This is a genomic window from Streptomyces showdoensis, assembly GCF_039535475.1.
Lineage (GTDB): Bacteria > Actinomycetota > Actinomycetes > Streptomycetales > Streptomycetaceae > Streptomyces > Streptomyces showdoensis.
Genome location: NZ_BAAAXG010000026.1, coordinates 1,046,861 through 1,069,378, shown reverse-complemented (window position 1 = coordinate 1,069,378; position 22,518 = coordinate 1,046,861). Strand labels below are relative to the sequence as shown.

Sequence of the window (22,518 nt, the reverse complement as noted above, 5' to 3'; positions counted from 1 at the left end):
GCCGCGCGGGCTACGGCGCCGCCAGCACGGTCTCGCCGACGTCGACGAAGCCGGGCTTCTGCGCCACGAGCCGCCCCTGGCGGACCACCTGGAACGTCACGTCGTGGTTGACGATCCGGGGGAAGCCGGGGGCGCCGAGCAGGTCGTCGTACCGCCAGCGCAGGGCGGGGGTCAGGCCGCCGGTGTCGATCCGCACGCCGTTGTCGAGGGCGTGCGAGAGCTGCACGGCGGTGACCCGGTCGCTGTCGAGGGACTCCACGACCTGCTTGAGCACGGTGTACGCGATCCAGGTGGTCTGCACGCCCGCGTCCGAGGGGTCGACCCGGTTGTCGACGAAGGCGTGCTCCTTGATCACCTTGCGCATCGGGGCCCAGCTCCCGTCGTCGGCGTCGGGGTACCAGCCGGTGACGAACGCGCCCTCGAAGGGGCTGTGCGCGCCTCCGGTGCGGTCGATGAGGGGCTGGCCGACGCTGCCGAGCACGGAGGAGATCCGCACGGTGCTCCCGTCCTTGTCCTTCTCCTCCTCCGGCAGGCGCCGGAAGGAGTCGAAGAAGGTCTGGGTGCGCTCGCCGAGGACGGCGGTGACGCAGCCGCCCTCGTCCCCGGCCCGGGCGCGGGCCCGGTCGGCCTGCTCGGTGTACTCGGCGGCGTCCTCGACGGCCGGGATGTCGATGGCCTTGCGGTGGCTGGCCTTGCGCAGGCCGGAGTTGAGCAGGTCGGGCAGCTTGTCCCCGGCGATGGTGTCCGGGCGGACCAGGGAGACCTTGCGGCAGCCGGCCGCGAGCTGCATGCCGTGCCCGGCGATGAGGGAGGCCTGGCCGCCGTTGACGGGGTACGAGAGCGGGGAGGTGAACTCGTCCTCGGAGATCCCGTAGCCGCCGATGTACGGGATGCCGGCGGCCTCCAGGGGGGCCATGAAGGCGCGCCCGTTCTGGCTGTACGAGCCGACGACGGCGACGGCGCCCTCGCGGACGGCCCGGCGGGCGCACGCGGCGGCGCCGGCGGTGGTGTTCTGTTCGTTGCAGGTCAGGACGCGCAGCTCGTGCCCGTCGAGGCCGCCCTGGCTGTTGACCCAGCGGGCGTAGGCCTGGGCCATGGCGGGCATGCCGGGCATGTTGGTGGCGCGGGTCTGGTCGGGTGCCCAGGTCATGACGGTGACGGGCTCCCTGGAGCCCCCCGTGGCTCCAGGGAGTACGCCGCAGCCGGTGAGCAGCGACACACCTGTCGCCGCTGTCGTGACGTACGCGATGAGTGAAGTGAGTCGCCTACCGGTCATGGGCATGCACAATTCCGCCCCACGGGTAACGCGGGAGTGAGCACGCTTCAACGCTGGGTGACGAGAAGGTGAATTACAGGGGCCGCCCGGGCCCGGAACGGGCGCTGTCAGTGGGTGAACGTACGATCGAGCGATGTCCGGTACCACCTCCCCTTCGGTGAACTCTTCCCGTCGCGGCCGTCGCTCCTCCACCATGGGCGGCATGCCTCTCAACGACATGCCGTGGTGGCGCTGGCGCAGCAACGTGCGCTCGGCGCTCCACATGCTTTCGGACCCGGGGTTCCACGAGACGACCTGGCTGGCCGGCCAGGAGGGGTACGGCGACGTCACCGACGCCGTCTACCGCCTGGTCGAGGACACCTGGCTGGACAACTGGTCCGCCGAGAAGTACGTGGGAACGATCTTCCGCGACTCCGGCGAGGCCGCCCTGGTGGACGTCGCCGTGCTGCGGGTGCTGCGGATCATGCACCAGGTCGGCCCGGACGCCCCGGTCTCCGCGTACCTGGAGCACCACGGGTGGCCGGAGGCGGTGCGGGCCGCCCGCGAGGCACACGTACGGATGGCGACGGCGGACGGGGAGGACCCCGAGGTGCCCCCGCGTTCCCTGGAGATCCTGCGCATCATGACCCGTTCCGCCTGACGGACGGCGGCGCGGGGCGGTCCGCCCGGTGTGGCAGGCTGGGCCAATGACCGACCAGTACGTCCTCACCCTCTCCTGCCCCGACAAGCAGGGCATCGTGCACGCCGTGTCGAGCTATCTCTTCATCACGGGATGCAACATCGAGGACAGCCAGCAGTTCGGGGACCGCGACACCGGTCTCTTCTTCATGCGGGTCCACTTCTCGGCGGAGGCGCCGGTCACGGTGGAGAAGCTGCGGGCCAGCTTCGCCGCGGTGGGCGACTCGTTCACGATGGACTGGCAGATCAACCGGGCCGACGAGCGGATGCGCGTCGTGCTCATGGTGTCGAAGTTCGGCCACTGCCTGAACGACCTGCTGTTCCGCTCGCGGATCGGGGCGCTGCCCGTCGAGATCGTGGCGGTCGTCTCCAACCACACCGAGTTCTCGGCACTGGCCGGCTCCTACGGGATCCCCTTCCGGCACATCCCGGTCACCAAGGACACCAAGGCGGAGGCCGAGGCGGAGCTCCTCGCCCTGGTCGACGAGGAGAACGTCGAGCTGGTCGTCCTCGCCCGCTACATGCAGGTCCTCTCCGACGACCTGTGCAAGCGGCTCTCCGGGCGGATCATCAACATCCACCACTCCTTCCTCCCCAGCTTCAAGGGCGCCAAGCCCTACCACCAGGCGCACGCCCGCGGCGTGAAGCTGATCGGTGCCACCGCCCACTACGTCACGGCGGACCTCGACGAGGGCCCGATCATCGAGCAGGAGGTCGAGCGGGTCGGCCACGAGGTGACCCCCGACCAGCTGGTGGCGATCGGCCGCGACGTCGAGTGCCAGGCCCTGGCCCGCGCCGTGAAGTGGCACGCCGAACGCCGCATCCTGCTGAACGGCCGTCGCACGGTCGTCTTCGCGTAGCCCCGCGGACGCCCGCCGCGCCCCGGCCCGGGGCGCCCTCCGCTACATCCGGCTCAAGGACGCCGCCGCGCACAGCACGTCGCGGATCGCCTCGCGGTCGCCGTCCTGGCCGGCGGCGGCCTCCTCCGGCGGGATGTGACCGGCGACCAGCTGGAAGAACTCGGCGCCGTCCATCGCCACCTGTGCCACCGTGTGCTCGCGGGAGCCGAGCGCCGCGGGGGAGTCCAGGGCGATGTACCAGTGGCCGCCGCCCGCGCCCTCGATCTCCAGGTGGAGGGAGCGCCCGGGCGAGCCGGCCGCGACGAGCTCGCGGGGCGGGGCCGCCAGGCCCGTACGGCGGCGTCCGGCGAGGGTCGCCGGGAGCAGCCGGGCCGCGAGGTCGATCATGTCGTGCATGTGCGCGCCGCTCGGCGGGTCGTACGGATAGGCGACCGCCTGCGCGATGTCCTCCGCGTGCACCCAGCACTCGAAGGCCCGCTCCAGGAGCGAGTCCCGCAGCGGCAGCGCGAAGTCGCCGTACGTCACCGTCAGGTCCGCGACCCCGCGGCCCGCGAAGGAGGCGGTGCGGATGAGGGTGTGGCTCTGCTCCCGCCAGGGCTCGCGGACCGCGCGGGTCGGCGGCCGGGGCGAGCCGTTCCAGTAGGCCTCGGTGCGCTCGGCGGGGGAGAGCTCGCCCACGCCGGGACCCAGCGGGTCGTCCAGGCCGAGGGACGCCGCCACCAGGCCGTCCACCGCGAGGAGGTGCCCGATCACCCCGGCCACGGTCGTCTTCCGGTTCACCCGGCGCTCGTCCTCGAACCACTTCAGCCGCACCGGCGCGTGCCACTCCGACTCGCCGATGTCGCGCAGCAGCGCGTCGAGCCGCGCGGTCTCGGCGTCGTACGGGGTGGCCCAGACGGGCACCGGGATACGCGCCGGGCGCCGGCCGAGGCAGTTCTCCAGGACCCGCGAGCGCAGCAGCGGGTCGAGGTCCAGGTCGCGCTCGGCGTGCAGCAGCCCGACCGCGTCGCGCAGCCGCAGCGCCTCGTCGGCGCACGGCGCGCACTCGGTGAGGTGGTCCTCGACGGCCTGCGTCTCCTCGGGCGAGCAGGCGGACAGCGCCCAGGCGCCGAGGAGCGACTTGAGGACGCGGTGCGGGAGCGGCGGCTCCGGCGGGTCCGGCGGCGGGGACGACAGGTCCGCGTGGTCGTCCGCCGCCCACCTCGGGCCCGGTATCCGCGGGGCGCGTGCGGTCTCCTCAGGATCGCCGTTCGCCCCGGTCACAGCGGACGTCCGTAGGAGCCGGGCGGAGAAGAGCCCTCCAGCGGACGGGTGTTGGCCGTGGACAGCAGCTGGAGCCCGAGCCGCAGCCGGCGCCGCGCCTCGTCCTCGGTGACGCCCAGGTCCGCGGCGGTCTGCCGGTAGTCCCGGCGCTGGAAGTACGCCAGCTCCAGTGCCTGCCGCAGCGGCGTCGGCATGGAGGTCACGATGTAGTCCGCGCGGGCCGCGACCGAGGCCCGGCGCACCTTCTGCTCCAGCTCCTCCGCCGAACCCTCGCCGCGCTCCGCGTACGCCTCCGCCTCGGACTGCCGCAGCCGGTGCACGGCCTGCCGCTGGGTGAGCCGGGCGACCCAGGCGCGCAGGTTGCCCTGCTTGGGGTCGTAGGCGTCGGGGTTCTCCCAGATGTAGCCGAAGACCTCGCGGGTGACCTGGTCGGCCGCGTCGTCGTCGTCGAGCACCCGGTGGGCGAGGCTGTGCACGAGGGAGGCGAAGCGGTCGTACAGCTCGCCGAGGGCGGCCGCCTCGCCGCGTGCGAGCCGCTGTTGCATCCTGCGGTCCCAGCGCGGCGGTGTGTCCTTCGCCATCCGAAGCCCTCCCGGCAGCCCTCCCGACGCCCCGGCCCTCCTGACCGGGTTCTTCTCCAAAGTAATGCGCCCGGACCCGGCGCACTCCTCTTTGCCGCAAGTGCGCCCTTGACGGATTCGGGGATGGTAAGGAACGGGGCAACCTCGGCCCCGGGGGTTTCGCGGCCCCCCGACGGGGCAGCGGAGACCACGGGAAGCACTGCCTCCGTTTGAAAGGCGCCGCTCGTGACGATCCGGGTCGACGAGGACGAGCAGAACCGATGGACCGTGCTGCGCATCAGCGGCGAACTGGACCTGGTCACCTCCCCGCTGATCCGCAGACGCGTCCACGACGCCGTCGCGGCCGGCCGGCACGAGCTGGTCCTCGACCTGGCCGGGGTCCGCTTCTGCGACTCCAGCGGCGTCGGCGTGCTCGTCGCCGCCCGGCGGCTGATGCGCTCCTGCGGCGGCCACCTCCGGATGGTCCTGCCCGCCCGCGGCGCCGAGGACGGCGCCCATGTCAACCGGGTCCTCGGCGCCCTGGGGGTCCGCCGCCTCTTCGAGGTGTACGAGGACCTCCCCGCGGCCCTCGACGATTCGGCCGAGCCGCTCCGCACGGCGGCCCCCGCCTGCTGAGTCCCGTGGTGCTCAGGAGTACCGCTCGCGGAGCTTGTACTTGAGGACCTTCCGCAGCGTCTCGTTGCGTGGCAGCGCCTCCACCACCTCCAGCTGTTCGGGCAGCTTGAAGACCGAGAGTCCCGCCTCGCGGAGGAAGGCCGTGACCGTCTCCAGGGTCAGCGGCTCGGCGCCCCCGGGCTGTTCGACGACCGCGCAGACGCGTTCGCCGCGTTCGGGGTCGGGCAGTCCGATGACGGCCGCGTCGCCGACGCCGGGATGCTCGTGGAGGAGGTCCTCGATCTCCTTGGCCGAGATGTTCTCGCCCTTGCGGATGATGATGTCCTTGATCCGCCCGGTGAGGACGAGGTGGCCGTCCTCGGTGAGCCGGCCGACGTCCCCGGTGATCAGGAAGCCGTCCTCGTCGAAGGCGGCGGCGGTCTGCGCCGGGTCCAGGTAGCCGCGGCAGACGGCCTCGCCGCGCAGCCGGACCTCGCCGTCGGCGGTGATCCGTATCTCCATGCCGGCGGGCGGGCGGCCCTCGGTGCCGGCCAGGTTCTCGGGGGTGTCCCCCGGGTCGCCCATGGTGATCATGGGGACCTCCGTCATGCCGTACCCGTGGGTGAGCTGACAGCCCATCTCGCGCGTCACCGCGTGGTAGATCTCCGGCGGCTTGGGCGCGCCGCCGCCCGCGAGGAGCCGCAGGGTGGGGATGACCGGCTCGCCCGGCTGCTTGCGCTGCTCGGCGAGGAACATCGAGTAGAAGGCGGTGGACCCGCCGGCCACCGTGACGCCGTGCTTGCGGTACTCCTCCAGCGCCTCCGGCAGCGCGAACTGTTCGAACATGACCGCGGGGAATCCGTACAGCAGCAGCATCACCGTGTAGTCGGGTCCGGCGATGTGCGCGTACGGGAAGGCCATCGAGCCCACGTCGGCCTCGCTGAGGTGCAGGGCGTGGGCCAGGCAGGAGCCGCCGGCGAGGAGCGAGCGGTCGGTGTGCAGGACGCCCTTGGGGTCGGAGGTGGTGCCCGAGGTCCAGTAGATCCAGCGCACGTCGGTGCCGGAGGCGGGCGGCGGCGGGAGCACGGCCGGGTCGCCGTCGGGCAGCGCGTCCGGCTCGTACGCCTCGAAGACCCCCCGCGCGCCGAGCCGCCGGGCCATCGCGGCGTGGTCGAATCCGCGCCAGACCCCGGGGACCGCGAAGAACTCGGCGCCGGACTCGCGCAGCGCGAAGCCGACCTCCTTGTCCCGGTAGAAGGGGATGACGGGGGTTTGCACGGCGCCGAGCCGGGCGAGCGCGAAGGAGAGCACCGCGGTCTCGATCCGGGTGGGCAGCTGCCAGGCGACGACGGAGCCCGGGCGCACGCCCCTGCCGTACAGGCCGGCGGCGCAGCGCTCGGCGCGGTCGCGGAGTTCGCCGAAGGTGAGGACGCGGTCGCCCTGGAGCAGGACGGGCCGGTCGGGGGTCAGCGCGGCGCGGCGCTCGACGAGCTCCCAGAGCGTCCGGGACTCGCCCAGGGCGTGTGCGGTCTCGTTCATCCCGTACTCCTCGTGGCTGACGTTCCGTCAGATGGTGCGGTGAGCGTAGAGGTCCGGCGCTTGTCGGTCCAGGGGGTCGGGGCTAGCCTGGCTCCACAGGATCTGACGGGTCATCAGAAATGGGAGAGGCTCCATGACGGAACTGCCCCGCATCATCAGCGTCGACGACCACGTGATCGAGCCGGCCCACCTCTTCGACACCTGGCTGCCGGCGAAGTACCGCGACCGGGGGCCCAAGGCCCTCACCGCGGGCATCGGCGAGCTCGCCTACGTGGGCGGGAAGTACCGGATCACGATGGACCCCGACGGTCCGCCCACCGACTGGTGGATCTACGAGGACCTCATGTTCCCGTACAAGCGGAACATCGCCGCCGTCGGCTTCGACCGCGACGACATGACCCTGGAGGGCATCACCCGCGCCGAGATGCGGCCCGGCTGCTGGGACCCGGCCGAGCGGCTCAAGGACATGGACCTCAACCACGTCGAGGCCTCGCTCTGCTTCCCCACCTTCCCCCGCTTCTGCGGCCAGACCTTCGCCGAGGCGCACGACAAGGAGGTCGCCCTCGCCTGCGTCCGCGCCTACAACGACTGGATGGTCGAGGAGTGGTGCGGCGACAGCGGCGGCCGGCTGATCCCGCTGTGCATCATCCCGCTCTGGGACATCGACCTCGCCGTCGCCGAGATCCGGCGCAACGCGGCCCGCGGCGTCAAGGCCGTCACCTTCTCCGAGATCCCCACCCACCTCGGACTGCCGTCCATCCACTCCGGCTACTGGGACCCGTTCTTCGCGGTCTGCCAGGAGACCGGGACGGTGGTGAACATGCACATCGGGTCCAGCAGCCAGATGCCGGCCGCCTCCCCGGACGCCCCGCCGGCCGTCCAGGCGTCCCTCTCCTTCAACAACGCGATGGCGTCGATGATGGACTTCCTCTTCTCCGGCGTCCTGGTGAAGTTCCCCCGGCTCACGCTCGCCTACAGCGAGGGCCAGATGGGCTGGATCCCGTACGCCCTGGAGCGCGCCGACGACGTGTGGGAGGAGCACCGCGCCTGGGGCGGGGTCCGCGACCTGATCCCCGAGCCGCCCTCCACCTACTACTACCGGCAGATCTTCTGCTGCTTCTTCCGCGACAAGCACGGCATCGCCTCGCTCGACGTCGTCGGCCGCGACAACGCCACCTTCGAGACCGACTACCCGCACGTCGACTCCACCTTCCCGCACACCAAGGACGTCGCCCTCGACCACGTCAAGGGCCTCGACGACGAGACCGTCTACAAACTGATGCGCGGCAACGCCATCCGCATGCTCGGCCTCGGAATCGTCTGATGGAGCTGGCCTACACGGAGGAAGAGGAGGAGTTCCGGGCCCGGCTGCGGGAGTGGCTCGCCGCCGCGCTGCCCGGACTGCCGCCCAAGCCCGACCCGCTCGACTGGCCCGCCCGGCGCGCGTACGACTGCGGCTGGCAGCGGCGCCTCTACGACGCCGGGTACGGCCACGTCCACTGGGACGCCTCGCCGACCCAGCGCCTGATCTTCCTGGAGGAGACCGAACGGGCCGGCGCCCCCTACGTCGGCGCCAACTTCGTCGGCCTCCTGCACGCCGGGCCCACCATCGCCGCCGAGGGCACGCCCGCACAGCGCGAACGCTGGCTCGAACCCGTGCTGCGCGGCGACGAGGTCTGGTGCCAGGGCTTCAGCGAACCCGAGGCCGGCTCCGACCTCGCCGCCCTGCGCACCCGGGCGGTCCGCGACGGGGACGCGTACGTCGTCACCGGCCAGAAGATCTGGACCTCGCACGCCGAGGCCGCCGACTGGTGCGAACTCCTCGTGCGCACCGACCCGGACGCCCCGAGGCACCGGGGCATCAGCTGGCTCGCCATGCCCATGGACGCCCCCGGGATCACGGTCCGGCCGCTGCGCACCCTCGCCGGGTCCACCGAGTTCGCCGAGATGTTCCTGGACGAGGTGCGCGTGCCGGTCGCCAACCGGGTGGGCGAGGAGAACGACGGCTGGCGCGTCACCATGGTCACCCTCTCCTTCGAACGCGGCACCGCCTTCGTCGGCGAGGTCGTCGCCTGCCGCCGGGTGCTCGGCGAACTCGCCCGCACCGCCCGGAAGAACGGCACCTGGGACGACCCCGTCCTGCGCCGCCGGCTCGGCCGCCTCGGCGCCGAGTTCCAGGCACTGTGGCGGCTCACCCAGTGGAACGTCAGCGAGGCCCAGGCGAGCGGCGGCGTCCCCGGCACCGGCGGCTCCGTGTTCAAGCTGCGCTACTCGCACGCCCGCCAGGAGCTGTACGACGCGGCCGCCGCCGTCCTCGGGCCCGAGGCGCTCGACCTGGGCCGCGAGTGGAACCAGGACCGGCTCTCCTCGCTGTCGTACACGATCGCCGCCGGCACCTCGCAGATCCAGCAGAACATCGTCGCCGAGCGCATCCTCGGCCTGCCGAAGGGCCGGTGAAGCCGACCGTGGACTTCCGACTCACCGAGGACCAGCGGGCGCTCCGCCGGGGCGTGCGCGAGCTGCTCGACCGCAGCTTCGGCCGGGACGCGCTGCGGGCGGCCGTGGAACGCGGGTCCCTCGACCGGGAGCTGTGGCGCGAGCTCGGCGCCGCCGGCTTCTTCGCGCTCCGGCTGCCCGAGGAGGCGGGCGGGGTCGGCCTCGGGCTCCCGGAGGCGGTGCTGCTGTTCGAGGAGGCCGGGCGGGCGCTGCTGCCGGGACCGCTGATCGCGACGCACCTGGCGGCGGGGGAGGTGCCGGGGGCGGCGGAGGGGGCCGCGGTCGTCACCGCCGTCGACCCGAGCGGGTTCGTGGAGTGGCTGACGGAGGCGGACACGGTACGGGGGGAGGCCGGGTCCGCCGTTCCCGTGCGGAGCGTGGACCCGCTGACGCCGCTGCACCGGGTGCCGGGCGCCGGGGGTGCGCGGCCGGATCCGGACCGGCCGGACCGGGCGGACCCGGCGGACTGGGCAGACCGGGCGGACCCGGCGGACCCGGCGGACCCGGCGGCCCGGGAGGCCCGGGAGGCCCAGGAGGCCCAGGAGGCCTCCCTCCTCACCGCCGCCGAACAGCTCGGCAGCGCCGCCCGCACCACCGAGCTGGCCGTCGCCCACGCCCGTACCCGGGAGCAGTTCGGGCAGCCGATCGGCGCCTTCCAGGCGGTCAAGCACCTGTGCGCGCAGATGCTCGTGCGGACCGAGCTCGCCCGGGCCGCCGTCTACGCGGCGGCCGTCACCGCCGACCCGGTCGAGATCGCCGGGGCCCGGCTGCTCGCCGACGAGGCCGCGACCCTCTGCGCCCGGGACTGCCTCCAGGTGCACGGCGGGATGGGCTTCACCTGGGAGGCGGACGTGCACCTGCACCTCAAGCGGGCGTGGGTGCGGGCCGAGCGCGGGCTGTCGGGGGCGGCGGCGGAGGAGCTGGTGGCCGCGCGGCTGTAGGCGCCGCCCGTGGTCGCGGCGTCACACAGCGTCGATACCGTGTTGTGTCCTTCGGCGCGGTCGTCACGGGCCGGAGTCGGCCTCCGGCTCCGGTACGCTCCGTGGGATGCGAGTGTGTGTGAGCCCGGATCGCGCCGGTGCTGCCGATGCGGCGGCGCCGCGTCCGGGAATGCCCGCCGCTCGCACCCCCCGGCGGCCTTGCGCGCGCCTCTGTTCGACTCCCAGCGACGTGCGTCGCACAGTATGGACCACACGTACTCCTTCGCGCTGGAATATGCCCGAAGCGCTTGTTGCGGTGACTGTACGTCAACCATGCTGTCCCACAAGGGAATCACGTTCCGTTAGGTCGTCGAGGACGCCGGTTCGGATGGTGTGAACGGTGCAGGTGCTTCAGGTTCAGTTGGAGGTCGGACCCGATCCGGCCGAGGTGGGTCGCGCCCGGCGCTGGGCGCGTTCGCGGCTGGCCGGGTCGGGGATAGGGGACGACGAGCCGCTGGCGGACACGCTGGTGCTGCTCATCTCCGAGCTCGTCACCAACGCGGTGGTCCACACGGGCTGCCCGGCCGTGCTGCGGATGCTGTTCGGCGGGGGCGGGGTGCGGGTCGAGGTCGCCGACACGAGCGACCGGCCGCCCAAGCCCCGGCACGCGGAGGGCGAGGACACCAACGGGCGCGGTCTGGAGCTGGTGGACGGCCTGGCCGACCGGTGGGGCTGGCAGCGCGAGGGCGCCGGCAAGAGCATCTGGTGCGAGGTGGACCGGGCCCCGGCCGCGGGGACGCTCGCGCAGGGCTCACCCTCCCGGGTGCACTGTTGACGGTTCGTGGCGAATTGATCACCCTGGGGTGAGCGATTCGTACGGCGAGGGGAGCCGAGGGGCGTGGCCCCTCGGCGAGCGCGGGTCGTGACGGGTGGCGGCCCGGTCGTGCCGTGCTCGGGGCGCGCGCGAGTGCGCCGCCACCCACGTCCGTCGGGGCCCGGCCGGCCTCAGAGGACGGCCACCGGTGCCACGGGGGTACCCGTCCCGCCCACGAAGGGTTCCGGCATCGCGGAGAGCAGGAACGCGTACCGCCGCTCTTGTGCACAGGCTGTGGACAGTTCCTCCAGGTTCCAGTTCTGCCCCTGGAGCATGCCCATCTCGACCAGGTCGAGGGCGTGCACGGGCAGCCACAGGTTCTCGATCTCCGGCGGGAAGATCTCGAAGGTGAGCGTGTCGTTGGCGACCGCCGCCACGTCCCGGGCGTGGAACCACTCGGGCGTGCGCACGGACAGGCCGGGCGAGGGGAACGCGTAGCCGTGCTTGTCCCCGGCGAGATACGCCCGGATCTGCCCGGTGCGTACGAGGACGATGTCGCCGGAGCGTACGGTGACCCCGCCGAACTCCGCCGCCTCGTCGAGGTCTTCGGGGGTGACGGCGTGGTCGCCGGGCAGCCGGTCCAGGCCCTTGGCGGCGGCCACGTCGAGCAGCACCCCGCGGCTCACCAGGTGGCGGGCGGTGTGGATGCCGCTGTACTGCGAGCGGCCGTGCGCGGTGACGGTGTCGGCGGGCCGCCCGTTGTAGATGCGCCCCGAGTGCGAGACGTGGGTGAGCGCGTCCCAGTGGGTGCCGGCCTGGAGGCCGAGGGTCACGGCGTCGTCGCTGGTGGCGACGGTGCCGGGGCCGAAGAGCTCCTGGTTGATCTGGACCATGACGTGGAGCGGGTTGACCCGGCCGGGGATCATGCCGGTCTGTACGCCGTCCTGTTCGAGGGCGACGGCGAGCGGGACGCGCCGGCCGGTGCGGACGGTGGCGGCGGCCTCGCGGACCACCTCGTCGGTGATCAGGTTGAGGGTGCCGATCTCGTCGTCCCGGCCCCAACGGCCCCAGTTGTTGACGCGCTTGGCGATCTCGTGGAATTCGGGCGGGAGTGCGCTGGGGGAAGACATCGGGCCTCCGGGGTCTTGTTTTCCGGTATCTGACGGGCCGTAGAATCCTGACGACGAAAGAATCTAACGGACCGTCAGAAACCGCGGGAAGGGGCCGGGCGTGGGGAACTTCTTGGCAGGGAAGGTCGTCGCCGTGACGGGCGCGGGGCGGGGGATCGGCCGCGCGGTCGCCCTCGCCTGCGCGGCGGAGGGCGCGAAGGTCGTCGTCAACGACTACGGGGTCTCCATCGAGGGCGGCGAGCCGACGAGCGAGATCGCCGAGTCCGTCGTCAAGGAGATCGAGGCGGCGGGCGGGGCGGCCGTGGCCGTGGCCGACGACATCTCGACGATGGCGGGCGGGCAGCGCGTCGTCGACGTGGCGCTCGCCGAGTACGGGCGGATCGACGGCGTCGTGTGCGTCGCCGGCATCCTGCGCGAGCGGATGCTCTTCAACATGTCCGAGGAGGAGTGGGACCCCGTCGTCGCCACCCACCTCAAGGGCACCTTCACCGTCTTCCGGGCCGCCTCCGCGGTCATGCGCCGGCAGGGCGGCGGTACCCTCGTCGGCTTCACCAGCGGCAACCACCAGGGCTCGGTCGCCCAGGCCAACTACTCGGCGGCCAAGGGCGGCATCATCTCCCTGGTCCGCTCGGCGGCGCTCGGCCTCCACAAGTACGGCGTCACGGCGAACGCGGTCGCGCCCGTCGCCCGCACCCGGATGTCGGCCAACGTGCCCATGGAGCTCAAGGAGATCGGCGAACCGGAGGACGTGGCCGCGCTCGTCGTCTACCTGCTCTCCGACCGGGCCAGGGCCGAGAAGATCACCGGCCAGGTCTACACGATCGCCGGACCCAAGATCGCCGTCTGGGCCCAGCCCCGCGAACTGCGGGCCGGATACGCCGAGGGCGGCGCCTGGACCCCGGACCGGATCGCCGACTTCCTCCCGGGCACGGTCGGGACGGACCCGATGCCGATGCTCCAGCAGCTGGAGGAGATGGCGCGGGCGGCCGCCGCCGGAGACCGCCCCAACTCCCGCAAGGAGGGCTGACCGTGAGAGGCGTCGTCTTCGACGGGAAGCAGGTCCGGGTCGTCGACGACCTGGAGGTCCGCGATCCCGGACCCGGCGAGGTGCTCGTCGCGATCGCCGCGGCCGGGCTGTGCCACAGCGACCTCTCGGTCGTCGACGGCACGATCCCCTTCCCCGTGCCCGTCGTCCTCGGCCACGAGGGCGCCGGCGTCGTGGAGGCGGTCGGCCCCGGCGTCACGCACGTCGTGCCGGCCGACCACGTGGCCCTGTCCACCCTCGCCAACTGCGGGGCCTGCGCCGACTGCGACCGCGGGCGCCCGACGATGTGCCGCAAGGCGATCGGGATGCCCGGCCGGCCGTTCTCCCGCGACGGGCAGCCGCTGTTCCAGTTCGCCTCGAACTCCTCCTTCGCGGAGAAGACCGTCGTCAAGGCCGTCCAGGCCGTGAAGATCCCGACGGACATCCCGCTGACCTCGGCCGCCCTCATGGGCTGCGGCGTCCTCACCGGCGTCGGGGCCGTCCTCAACCGGGCCCGGGTCGACCGCGGCGAGACCGTCGTCGTCATCGGCACCGGCGGCATCGGCCTCAACGTCCTCCAGGGCGCCCGGATCGCGGGCGCGACGACGATCGTCGCCGTCGACACCAACCCGGCGAAGGAGACGGTGGCCCGCGACTTCGGCGCGACCCACTTCCTCGCCTCGACGGACGCGGTACGGGAGATCCTGCCCACCGGCGCGGACCACGTCTTCGAATGCGTGGGCCACACCGGCCTCGTCCGCACCGCGATCGACCTGCTCGACCGGCACGGCCAGGCCATCCTGCTCGGCATGACCGCCCCCAAGGCCGAGGCGAGCTTCCCGCCCGCCGCGATGTTCCTGGACAAGTCGATCCTGGGCTGCCGCTACGGCTCCTCACGCCCCCAGAAGGACATCGCCCTCTACGCCGAGCTCTACCTCTCCGGCCGGCTCCTGCTCGACGAACTGGTCACCGCCACCTACCCGGTGGAGGAGTTCGAGCGGGCCGTGGAGGACGCGGAACAGGGGAAGGTGGCGCGGGGGGGTGCTCACCTTCTAGGCGCTGTCCGCCGGATCGCGCCGGCCCGGCCCGGGCGCCCCCGGCCGACGAGGCCGCCGAAAGTGCCTGGGCAGCAGGGCCGTACCTCGTTACGGTCCTGTCCATGTCCTACCGCGAGCTCGTCACCCGCCCCGTCCTCGCCTGGTCGGCGGTCACCGTCGCCGCCCGGCTGCCCGTCGCGATGGCGCCGCTCGCGCTGGTCTTCCTGGTACGGGAGGAGCCCGGCGGGTACGCCCTCGGGGCCGTGCTCGCCGCCGCGTACGTCCTCGGCGAGATCATCGCCGCGCCCGTGCTCGGCATGCGGATGAACGCGGAGCGGGCCCGGCCGCAGCTCGCGGCCGGGCTCGCGGTCGGCGCCACCGGCTTCGCGGGGCTCGGGCTCGCGGGCGGCGGCGCCCACCCCGTCCTCCTCGGCACCCTCGCCTTCTGCGCCGGCGCGGGCCCGGCCGCCGTCCCCGGCGGGCAGCGGGCGCTGCTCACCAGCCTGGTCCCGGAGCGGGCGGTCACCCAGGCGATGAGCATGGAGTCGGTCCTGACCTTCGGGATCTGGGCCGCCGCCCCCGCGCTCGCCACCGGACTCGCGCTCGGCGCCGGGCCCGCCGTACCACCGCTGCTCCAGGCCGGGCTCATGGCCCTGTCCGTGGCGGGCCTGTGGCTGCTCCCCGCGGGCTGGTCCGCCGAGGCGAAGGAGACCGGCGCAGCGATGGGCCGGGTCCTCGCCCGGGCCTGGCCGGTGTACGTCACGGGCGCGGCGAGCCTCACCCTGCTCGCCCTCGCGGAGCTGGTCCTGCCCGCCCTGCTGGAACAGCGCGGGGCCGCCATCGGCTGGGCCGGGCCGCTGCTCGCCGGCTTCTCGATCGGCTCGGCCGTCGGCGCCTTCCTCTACGGCCTGCGCGACTCCTGGCCGGGGCGGCTGCCCGTCCAGTCCGCCGTCCTGATCGTCGCCGTCTCCGCGGGCGTCGCGCTCGTCGCCGTCCTGCCCTGGACCGCCGCCGTCGGCGCCGCCCTGATCGCGGCCGGACTCCTCCAGGCCCCGGCCATGCTCACCCGCAACCTCGCCCTGCGCCAGATCCTGCCGCCCGGCGCCCTCGCCGCCGGCTATTCGGTGATGTACGCGGCGGTCGGCGCCGGATACGCGGTCAGCGGCACCCTCGCGGGCGCGCTGCTCGGGGTCGTGGCCCCGTCGACGGCGATCCTGTGCGGGGTGGTCCTGACGCTGGTCCTGACGGCGGTGGGGGTGTGGGGCGAGCGCCGGATGCCGGTGGCGCGGAGGGCGGACGGGGCGGAGGAGGCGGAGGAGGCCGGGGACCGGGCGGCCGGGGCGGCACCCGGCGCGGTCGCTCAGCCCACGGCCCCCGCCGCCCGGAAGGTGCGCCGGTAGGCCGTGGGGGTCACCCCGATCGCCGCCTGGAGGTGCACCCGCAGCGACTGGGCGGTGCCGAAGCCCGCGTCGTGGGCGATCTGGTCGACCGGGAGGTCGGTGGACTCCAGGAGGTGACGGGCGCGTTCCACCCGCTGCCGGGTGAGCCACTGGCCCGGGCTGACGCCGGCCTCCTCGCGGAAACGGCGGGTGAAGGTCCGCACGCTCATCGACTCGCGCACCGCCAGGTCCCGCAGCTGGATCGGCTCGTGCAGGTGGGCGAGGGCCCAGGCGCGGGCCGCGGTCGTGGTCGAGCTGCCCGCCTCGGGCACCGGGCGCGCGATGTACTGGGCCTGGCCGCCGTCCCGGTGCGGGGGCACGACCGTGCGACGCGCCACCTCGTTGGCGACGCCCGTGCCGTGGTCGCGGCGCACGATGTGCAGGCACAGGTCGATCCCGGCGGCGACCCCCGCCGAGGTCAGCACGTCCCCGTCGTCCACGAACAGGACGTCCGCGTCCACCCGCACCCGGGGGAAGAGCCGCTGGAAGTGGTCGGCGGAGGCCCAGTGGGTGGTGGCCGGGCGCCCGTCGAGGTAGCCCGCGGCGGCCAGCACGTACCCGCCGGTGCAGATGGAGACGAGCCGGGTGCCGGGCCGGACGTGCGCGAGCGCCGCCGCCAGTTCCGGGGTCAGCCGTCCCTCCTCGTAGACGGGGCCGAGCTCGTACGAGGCGGGGACGACCACCGTGTCGGCGGTGGCGAGGACCTCGGGTCCGTGCTCGACGTGCACGGAGAAGTCGGCGTCCGTCGGGACCGGCCCCGGGACCGGAGCGCAGGTGACGATCTCGTACAGGGACCGTCCGCCGGGGTCCTTGGCGCGGCCGAAGATCCGGTGCGGGATGCCGAGTTCGAAGGGGAGCAGGCCGGGCAGGGCGAGGACGGCGACCCGGTGCGGACGGATGCTGCTCACTCCTGCTCGCTCCTTGAAATCCAGTGGTGGTCCAGACCAGTCACTGATACCTCTGTGTGCTCGTGACGGACAACACGTACAAGTCTGAGGCCGACGGACGGATTCCCGCCCCCGTGGAGCCGCCCGCACCCGTCGAGGGGATCCCCGCCCCCACCGAGCCGCCCGCTCCCGCCCTCTGGAACCGTAACTTCCGGCTCTTCTTCGTCGCCCGCGCGGTCGCCGTGTTCGGCGAGGGCATGGTCCCGGTCGCCTTCGCCGCCGGGCTCATCGGCGCGGGTCACTCCGGCTCCACCGTCGGCTACGCGCTCGGTCTGTGGACCGCTTCCTTCGCCGTCTTCGTGCTCTTCGGGGGCGTGCTCGCCGACCGCTTCACCGCGCGGCGCATGATGATCCTCGCCGACCTCCTCCGGCTGCCGGGCGCGGTGCTGCTCGGGGTGACCTTCGCGCTCGGCAGCCCGCCGCTGTGGGCCGTGTACGTGCTGTCCGCCGTCAGCGGCATCGGCGCCGCCCTCTTCCAGCCGGGCGTCGCGTCCACGATCCCGCGCATCGCCCCGGACGTGCAGCGGGCCAACGCGGTGCTCAGGGTCGTCGAGGCGCTCATGACGATGGCCGGCCCGGCCGCCGCCGGTCTGCTCGTCGCCCTGTGGAACGCCGGCGCGGCCTTCGGCGTCAACGGCGCCGCCTTCGCCGTCAGCGCCCTCTGCTTCACCCTGATGCGGCTCGCTCCGGTCCCCTCGGACGGGATCCGGCGCGGCTCTATGGCCTCCGAACTCGCTCTCGGATGGCGTGAGTTCCGGGCCCGGAGCTGGCTGTGGGGGGTCATCTCCATCTGGACGGTGTACGGCCTGACGGTGGCGGGCCCGATGGTGCCGCTCACCGCGAGCCTGGTGACCGAGCAGCACGGCTCGGCGACGTACGGCGTGCTGATGGCCGTCAACGGAGCGGGCAGCGCCGTCGGCGGCCTGCTCGCCCTGCGGCTGCGCCCGGTCCGCCCGCTGGCCGCCGGGGCGGTCGCCCTGCTCGGCCTGCCGGTGAACCTGCTGCTGCTCGGCACGGACGCGGCGGTGCCGCTGCTGTACGCGGGCCAGTTCACCGGCGGGGCGGCCTTCGCCTTCTGGCTGGTGATGTGGTCGACGGCGGTCCAGACCCACGTCCCGCAGGACGCGCTGAACCGGATGCACGCGTACGACGTGGCCGGATCGCTGCTGATGATGGGCGTCGGCCGCACCCTGTCGGGCCCGGTCGCGGCGGTGGTGGGCGCGGAGCAGGTGCTGCTGGCCGGGGCGGGGATCGCGGTGCTGGTGGTGACGGCACTGCTGGTGGTGCGGCCGATCAGGACCTTGCCGAGGGCGTAGGCGGGGTGGGCGCACGGGCGTGCCGGGTGCGCCGGGCGGGTTCGGAGTCCGGCCGGCGGGTCGGCGGGTCGGCCCGCCTGGCCCGATCCGTTGCAAACCCGTCCCTCGGGCCAATGGTGGCGGGGCTCCGATGGCCGGATTCTGTATGACGTGACCCAGACAACCGAGCCCCCCGCGCGGCCCGCGCCGCCCGCCGCCTCCCGCCCGTCCGCCCGCACCCCCCGCGTGCACCGCGCCTGGTTCGTCGCGGCCGTCACCTTCGTCACGATCATCGGGGCGGCGGCCTTCGCCTCGCTGCCCGGCCTGCTGATCGAGCCGCTGCACGGCGAGTTCGCGTGGTCGCGCGGCACGATCGGCTTCGCGGTCTCCGTGAACCTCGCGCTGTACGGCCTGACGGCACCGTTCGCGGCCGCGCTGATGGACCGCTTCGGCATCCGCAGGGTCGTGGCGCTGGCCCTCACGGTCATCGCGGCCGGCTCCCTGCTCACCGTCTGGATGACGGCGGCCTGGCAGCTGATCCTGTTCTGGGGCGTCCTGGTCGGCCTCGGCAGCGGCTCGATGGCGCTGGCCTTCGCGGCGACGGTCACCAACCGCTGGTTCGTCGCGCGGCGCGGCCTGGTCACGGGCATCCTGACCGCGGCCGGCGCCTCCGGGCAGCTGATCTTCCTGCCGCTGCTCTCCTGGCTGGTCGAGCACCACGGCTGGCGCCCCGCCGCCGTCACGGTCGCGCTGGCCGCCCTCGCCGTCGTGCCCTTCGTCTGGCTGCTGCTGCGCGACCACCCGGCGGACGTGGGCCTGGCCCCGTACGGCGGGGAGTACGCCGACAAGCCCGCCCCCGTCACCGGCGCCGCCCGCCGCGCGGTCACGGTCCTCTTCAAGGCGGCCCGCACGGGCCCCTTCTGGCTGCTCGCCGGCACCTTCGCGATCTGTGGCGCCTCCACCAACGGCCTGGTGAAGACCCACTTCGTGCCCGCCGCCCACGACCACGGCATGCCGGTGACGGCGGCGGCCGGACTCCTCGCCGTGATCGGCGTCTTCGACGTGGTCGGCACGATCGCCTCCGGCTGGTTCACCGACCGCTTCGAGGCCCGCCGCCTGCTCGCCGTCTACTACGCCCTGCGCGGCGTCTCGCTGCTCTTCCTGCCGATGCTGCTGGCTCCCGCGGTCCACCCGCCGATGCTCTTCTTCATCGTCTTCTACGGCCTCGACTGGGTCGCCACGGTCCCGCCGACCATCGCCCTGTGCCGCGAGCACTACGGCGAGGACAGCGCCATCGTCTTCGGCTGGGTCCTCGCCTCCCACCAGGTCGGCGCCGCCGCCGTCGCCTTCGCCGGCGGCCTGGCCCGCGACGTCTTCGGCTCCTACGACCCCGTCTGGTACGCCTCCGGCGCCCTGTGCGCGGCGGCGGCACTGATGGCCCTGGTCATCCGGCGGCCCCGGGGCGGGGTGGTGGCGGCGTAGGGCGGCGCGGTCATCCGGCGGCGCGGTCCAAGGGCTCGAACCCGACGTGCAGGCGCAGGTCCAGCGCCGCGGCGAGCCGTTCGAGCACGGGCAGCGTGGGCATCGTGCCGCCGGCCTCGAACCGGGCGACGGCGGGCTGCTGGAGCCCGCTCGCCAGCGCGAGCTGGCTCTGCGTCATACCCAGCTCCTCCCGCCTCGCCCGAACGGCGACCCCCAGCTCGTACCGGATGCGGGTCGCCTCGTACGAGGCGACCGCCTCGGGGTCGCGCAGCGCGTCCTGCCGCAGGTCGGCCCAGTCTTCTCGGCTGGTCATCGGGTCACCCCTCGTCGACGGTGTGTTCCTGCCCGACGCAGTGAGCCCAGGCCCGCACGGCCCGAGCGATCTCGGCCGGCTCCCGCTGTCGCGTCTTGCGGAAGGCGGTCAGGAGAATGATCCGTCGCTCGGGCGCGATCCAGTACGTGATGCGCATCGCGTCGCCGTCCAGGTGGAAGCGCGTTCCCTGACCTTCCCGGACAGCTGGCGCGTGTACGGCTCGCCGAGGTGCACACCCTGGTCGGCCAGGAGGTCGATGTAGAACGCGGCGGTACCGCGATGGCCCGGACTGAGCCCGAGGAACCACTTTTCCACCTCCGGCTCGACTTCGACGCTTCCCCACGACATAACGCGGACGTTATAGCCAGCGTAGCCGTGCGGGGCGTCGGTTGCCCAGGAGCATCCGAACGGGTGAGTCGGCGCCTGGGGGGCTTTTGGTGCTACTCGCTGAACCGCCCGAACCGCCCCCGGTGGAACAGCAGCGGGTCCGCCGTGCCGTCCGTGGCGCCGAGGGAGTCCACGCGGCCCACCACGATGAGGTGGTCGCCGCCCGTGTGGACCGTCGTGATCGTGCAGTCGAGCCAGGCCGGGGCGTCCGGGAGGCGGGGGGAGCCGGTGCTCGGGGCCGGGGTCCACTCCACGCCCGCGAACTTGTCGGCGCCGCTCACCGCGAAGGAACGGCACAGTCCGCCCTGGTCGGCGCCGAGGATGTTGACGCAGAAGGTGCCCGCGCGGGCGATCCGGGGCCAGGTCGTGGAGGTGCGGGCGACCATGAAGGCGATCAGCGGCGGGTCGAGGGAGAGCGAGGCGAAGGACTGGCAGGCGAAGCCCGCCGGGCCTTCGGCGTCCAGGGCCGTCACGATCGTGACCCCGCTCGCGAAGTGCCCGAGCACGCGCCGGAACTCGGCGGGGTCGACCGGCAGCCGCTCGTCGTCCCGTACGGCGCGCAGCGCGGGGCGGGGCAGGGGTTCCACGGCCGTGGGCGCCCCGGCCGACCTGAGGTATCGGACGGCGGTGGCCGCCATCCCAGCGTGTCCCATCATGCCGACCAGTGAAGCTGACGGAGCGTCAGATGAGAAGCCCCGCGGCTCAGTCGGCCTCGCCCACGGCCGTCTCGTAGGCGAGCAGGGTGTCCACGAACAGGCGCCGCTGCTCCGCCGTCAGTGGGGCGAGGGCCGTGCGCCAGGCGGCGGCGCCCGGGGCCAGCCAGGCAGTGATGGCCGGTGCGTGGGCCTCGGCGATCCGGACGATCCGGCGGCGCCGGTCCCGCTCGTCCTCGCGCCGCTCCAGCACGCCCTTCCGGCTCAGGTCGCCCACGAGCAGGCTGACCGTGGTCGGTGCGACCTCCAGGCGGGCGGCGAGCTCGTTGACGGACATGTCCCCGTCGAAGAGCAGGAGGGCGAGGAGGGAGAGGTGGCGCGGGGCCAGGTCGAGGGGGCGGAGCGGTTCGGGGACGGGGATCCGCTTGGCCCGGCCGATCAGGCGGGGCATGAGCAGCAGCAGCTCGCGGACGGTGTCGTCGGCGTTCCCGGACATGCGGCGGCGGCCTCCCTCATTTACCTTTGAGTACAAAGGTGTTTTACTGGCAAAGCTAAACCCCCTCATCGTACGGAGGTCGGTCCGCTATGCCCCACTTCACCGTGCACATCCGCGAGGAGACCCTCGACGGCACCGTCGAAGCCCCTCTGATCCGCGCCCTCACCGACGCCGTCGGCGCCGTCTTCGGCGACGGCTTCGCCCGTCTCGTCGGCGTCGACCTGATCGGCGTCCCCCAGCACCGCCGGGGCCTCGGCGGCGTCCCGACCGAAACCCACGGCCCGCTCGTCACGCTCAGCATGCGCGAGGCCGCCTACCACCTCCCGGAGGTCCCCGACGCCCCCGCACGGCTCGTCGCCGCTACGACCGACGCCCTCGCCGGCGTGCTCGGCGAGGGCGTGCGCGGTCAGGTGATCGTCACCGTCGCGGGCGTGCCGGACGGGCGTACGGGCGTGGCGGGCGCAGTGGCGTAGGGGCCGCCAGCCCCCCTCAGCGCCCCCCGTACGTAGGGGTCCGGCGTTCCACGAACGCCGCCACCCCCTCCTGCGCGTCCCGCGTCGTCATGCACAGCTCCTGGGCGTTCGCCTCCGCCGTGAAGGCGGACGCCCGGTCGGTGTCCAGGGACGCGTTCACCAGCTGCTTGGTGAGGGCCAGGGCCCGGGTCGGGCCCTGGGCCAGCCGCTCCGCCCACTCGCGGGCGGTCTTCTCCAGCTCCTCCGCCGGCACCACCCGGTTCACCAGGCCCATCGCCCGCGCCTCCGCCGCCGGCACCGCGTCGCCGAAGAACATCAGCTCCTTCGCCCGCTGCGGGCCCACCAGTCGCGGCAGCAGATACGCCCCGCCCCCGTCCGGCACGATCCCGCGCCGCACGAACACCTCCACGAACTTCGCCGGCTCCGCCGCCAGCACCAGGTCGCACGCGAAGGCCAGGTGCGCCCCGATCCCCGCCGCCGTCCCGTTCACCGCCGCGATCACCGGCTTCTCGCAGTCCAGCACCGCCCCGACGAAGCGCTGGGCGCCCCGGCGGATCATCCGGGCCACGTCCCCGGCCACCCGCTCCCCGTCGGCCGGGGAGGCCGGCGGGCCTCCCCGCAGGTCCGCGCCCGCGCAGAAACCGCGCCCGGTCGCCGTGATCACCACCGCCCGGACCTCCGGGTCGGCCGAGGCGTCCGCGAGGAGCGCGATGATCCGCTCCCGCTGGTCCCAGGTGACCGCGTTCATCGCCTCGGGCCGGTTGAGCGTGATCCACGCGACGCCGTTCTCGACGGCGTGCAGGACGTCCTCCGACATGGGT

23 protein-coding genes and 1 pseudogene are annotated in these 22,518 nt (G+C 73.5%); 13 read left to right on the top strand and 11 right to left on the bottom strand.

Annotated elements, in window-relative coordinates; genetic code table 11:
* Positions 1 to 10: 10 nt before the first annotated feature.
* The gene (locus tag ABD981_RS17580; RefSeq protein WP_046906659.1) at positions 11 to 1,276 is read right to left on the bottom strand and encodes an ABC transporter substrate-binding protein; all 1,266 of its coding nucleotides are present in this window, start codon (positions 1,274 to 1,276) and stop codon (positions 11 to 13) included.
* Positions 1,277 to 1,469: 193 nt separating this feature from the next.
* Between ABD981_RS17580 and ABD981_RS17575 the strand changes: the two genes are divergently transcribed.
* The gene (locus ABD981_RS17575; protein WP_046906595.1) at positions 1,470 to 1,916 is read left to right on the top strand and encodes an SCO4402 family protein; all 447 of its coding nucleotides are present in this window, start codon (positions 1,470 to 1,472) and stop codon (positions 1,914 to 1,916) included.
* 46 nt (positions 1,917 to 1,962) lie between these two features.
* Positions 1,963 to 2,814, top strand: coding sequence for a formyltetrahydrofolate deformylase (gene purU / locus ABD981_RS17570; protein WP_046906596.1), 852 nt, complete (start codon positions 1,963 to 1,965; stop codon positions 2,812 to 2,814).
* A gap of 42 nt (positions 2,815 to 2,856) precedes the next feature.
* Here the strand turns inward: purU and ABD981_RS17565 are convergent, their stop codons facing one another.
* Both ABD981_RS17565 and ABD981_RS17560 read right to left on the bottom strand, forming a co-directional pair.
* Positions 2,857 to 4,077: a zf-HC2 domain-containing protein gene (locus tag ABD981_RS17565; protein WP_046906597.1), complete on the bottom strand. Its 1,221-nt coding sequence runs from the start codon at positions 4,075 to 4,077 to the stop codon at positions 2,857 to 2,859.
* Positions 4,074 to 4,658 (bottom strand): sigma-70 family RNA polymerase sigma factor, encoded by a 585-nt coding sequence (locus ABD981_RS17560; RefSeq protein WP_046906598.1) that lies wholly within the window; start codon positions 4,656 to 4,658, stop codon positions 4,074 to 4,076. Before ABD981_RS17560 ends, ABD981_RS17565 begins: the two co-directional genes overlap by 4 nt.
* 225 nt (positions 4,659 to 4,883) lie before the next feature.
* Between ABD981_RS17560 and ABD981_RS17555 the strand changes: the two genes are divergently transcribed.
* Positions 4,884 to 5,273, top strand: a complete 390-nt coding sequence (locus ABD981_RS17555) for an STAS domain-containing protein (RefSeq protein ID WP_046906599.1) — start codon at positions 4,884 to 4,886, stop codon at positions 5,271 to 5,273.
* A gap of 12 nt (positions 5,274 to 5,285) precedes the next feature.
* Here the strand turns inward: ABD981_RS17555 and ABD981_RS17550 are convergent, their stop codons facing one another.
* The gene (locus tag ABD981_RS17550; protein ID WP_046906600.1) at positions 5,286 to 6,791 is read right to left on the bottom strand and encodes a class I adenylate-forming enzyme family protein; all 1,506 of its coding nucleotides are present in this window, start codon (positions 6,789 to 6,791) and stop codon (positions 5,286 to 5,288) included.
* Between the two features lie 133 nt (positions 6,792 to 6,924).
* Between ABD981_RS17550 and ABD981_RS17545 the strand changes: the two genes are divergently transcribed.
* The 4 genes from ABD981_RS17545 to ABD981_RS17530 all read left to right on the top strand — a co-directional run bounded on the left by ABD981_RS17545 (position 6,925) and on the right by ABD981_RS17530 (position 11,042).
* On the top strand, positions 6,925 to 8,115 hold the full coding sequence (locus ABD981_RS17545; protein ID WP_046906601.1) for an amidohydrolase family protein: 1,191 nt from the start codon (positions 6,925 to 6,927) through the stop codon (positions 8,113 to 8,115).
* Complete coding sequence (locus ABD981_RS17540; protein WP_046906602.1) at positions 8,115 to 9,248, top strand: acyl-CoA dehydrogenase family protein; 1,134 nt, start codon at positions 8,115 to 8,117, stop codon at positions 9,246 to 9,248. The genes ABD981_RS17545 and ABD981_RS17540 overlap by 1 nt, the downstream gene beginning before the upstream one ends.
* Positions 9,249 to 9,256: 8 nt before the next feature.
* On the top strand, positions 9,257 to 10,228 hold the full coding sequence (locus tag ABD981_RS17535; protein WP_046906660.1) for an acyl-CoA dehydrogenase family protein: 972 nt from the start codon (positions 9,257 to 9,259) through the stop codon (positions 10,226 to 10,228).
* A 379-nt stretch (positions 10,229 to 10,607) separates the two neighbouring features.
* A complete protein-coding gene (locus ABD981_RS17530) occupies positions 10,608 to 11,042 on the top strand; it encodes an ATP-binding protein (RefSeq protein ID WP_123954302.1) in 435 nt (144 codons plus the stop codon).
* A gap of 170 nt (positions 11,043 to 11,212) precedes the next feature.
* Here ABD981_RS17530 and ABD981_RS17525 read toward each other — a convergent pair whose 3' ends face one another.
* Complete coding sequence (locus ABD981_RS17525) at positions 11,213 to 12,151, bottom strand: cyclase family protein (protein ID WP_046906604.1); 939 nt, start codon at positions 12,149 to 12,151, stop codon at positions 11,213 to 11,215.
* Between the two features lie 100 nt (positions 12,152 to 12,251).
* Here ABD981_RS17525 and ABD981_RS17520 point away from each other — a divergent pair, with 100 nt between their 5' ends.
* From ABD981_RS17520 to ABD981_RS17510, 3 genes and pseudogenes are all read left to right on the top strand, one after another.
* Entirely contained in the window at positions 12,252 to 13,178 is a 927-nt protein-coding gene (locus ABD981_RS17520; protein ID WP_046906605.1) for an SDR family oxidoreductase, read from the top strand.
* A gap of 2 nt (positions 13,179 to 13,180) precedes the next feature.
* Positions 13,181 to 14,231: pseudogene (locus ABD981_RS17515) on the top strand (Zn-dependent alcohol dehydrogenase).
* A gap of 103 nt (positions 14,232 to 14,334) precedes the next feature.
* Positions 14,335 to 15,612: an MFS transporter gene (locus ABD981_RS17510; RefSeq protein WP_046906607.1), complete on the top strand. Its 1,278-nt coding sequence runs from the start codon at positions 14,335 to 14,337 to the stop codon at positions 15,610 to 15,612.
* Here the strand turns inward: ABD981_RS17510 and ABD981_RS17505 are convergent.
* A complete protein-coding gene (locus ABD981_RS17505) occupies positions 15,573 to 16,559 on the bottom strand; it encodes a GlxA family transcriptional regulator (RefSeq protein ID WP_046906608.1) in 987 nt (328 codons plus the stop codon). The genes ABD981_RS17510 and ABD981_RS17505 overlap by 40 nt on opposite strands.
* Before the next feature lie 113 nt (positions 16,560 to 16,672).
* Between ABD981_RS17505 and ABD981_RS17500 the strand changes: the two genes are divergently transcribed.
* Both ABD981_RS17500 and ABD981_RS17495 read left to right on the top strand, forming a co-directional pair.
* Positions 16,673 to 17,914: an MFS transporter gene (locus tag ABD981_RS17500; protein ID WP_240495137.1), complete on the top strand. Its 1,242-nt coding sequence runs from the start codon at positions 16,673 to 16,675 to the stop codon at positions 17,912 to 17,914.
* Positions 17,915 to 18,064: 150 nt separating this feature from the next.
* On the top strand, positions 18,065 to 19,375 hold the full coding sequence (locus ABD981_RS17495; RefSeq protein WP_046906610.1) for an MFS transporter: 1,311 nt from the start codon (positions 18,065 to 18,067) through the stop codon (positions 19,373 to 19,375).
* A 10-nt stretch (positions 19,376 to 19,385) separates the two neighbouring features.
* Here ABD981_RS17495 and ABD981_RS17490 read toward each other — a convergent pair whose 3' ends face one another.
* From ABD981_RS17490 to ABD981_RS17475, 4 genes are all read right to left on the bottom strand, one after another.
* Positions 19,386 to 19,688 carry a helix-turn-helix domain-containing protein gene (locus ABD981_RS17490; protein WP_046906611.1) on the bottom strand — a complete coding sequence of 101 codons (303 nt, stop codon included), beginning with the start codon at positions 19,686 to 19,688 and terminating at the stop codon, positions 19,386 to 19,388.
* A 4-nt stretch (positions 19,689 to 19,692) separates the two neighbouring features.
* On the bottom strand, positions 19,693 to 19,845 hold the full coding sequence (locus tag ABD981_RS38925; RefSeq protein ID WP_382748321.1) for a DNA-binding protein: 153 nt from the start codon (positions 19,843 to 19,845) through the stop codon (positions 19,693 to 19,695).
* 283 nt (positions 19,846 to 20,128) lie between these two features.
* A complete protein-coding gene (locus ABD981_RS17480; RefSeq protein ID WP_046906612.1) occupies positions 20,129 to 20,713 on the bottom strand; it encodes a flavin reductase family protein in 585 nt (194 codons plus the stop codon).
* Between the two features lie 64 nt (positions 20,714 to 20,777).
* On the bottom strand, positions 20,778 to 21,224 hold the full coding sequence (locus ABD981_RS17475; protein WP_046906613.1) for a MarR family transcriptional regulator: 447 nt from the start codon (positions 21,222 to 21,224) through the stop codon (positions 20,778 to 20,780).
* 89 nt (positions 21,225 to 21,313) lie between these two features.
* Here ABD981_RS17475 and ABD981_RS17470 point away from each other — a divergent pair, with 89 nt between their 5' ends.
* Positions 21,314 to 21,697, top strand: a complete 384-nt coding sequence (locus ABD981_RS17470; protein ID WP_046906614.1) for a hypothetical protein — start codon at positions 21,314 to 21,316, stop codon at positions 21,695 to 21,697.
* Between the two features lie 16 nt (positions 21,698 to 21,713).
* On the opposite strand, the gene ABD981_RS17465 is transcribed toward ABD981_RS17470, so the two are convergent.
* Positions 21,714 to 22,514 carry an enoyl-CoA hydratase/isomerase family protein gene (locus ABD981_RS17465; RefSeq protein ID WP_046906615.1) on the bottom strand — a complete coding sequence of 267 codons (801 nt, stop codon included), beginning with the start codon at positions 22,512 to 22,514 and terminating at the stop codon, positions 21,714 to 21,716.
* Between the last annotated feature and the right edge of the window lie 4 nt (positions 22,515 to 22,518).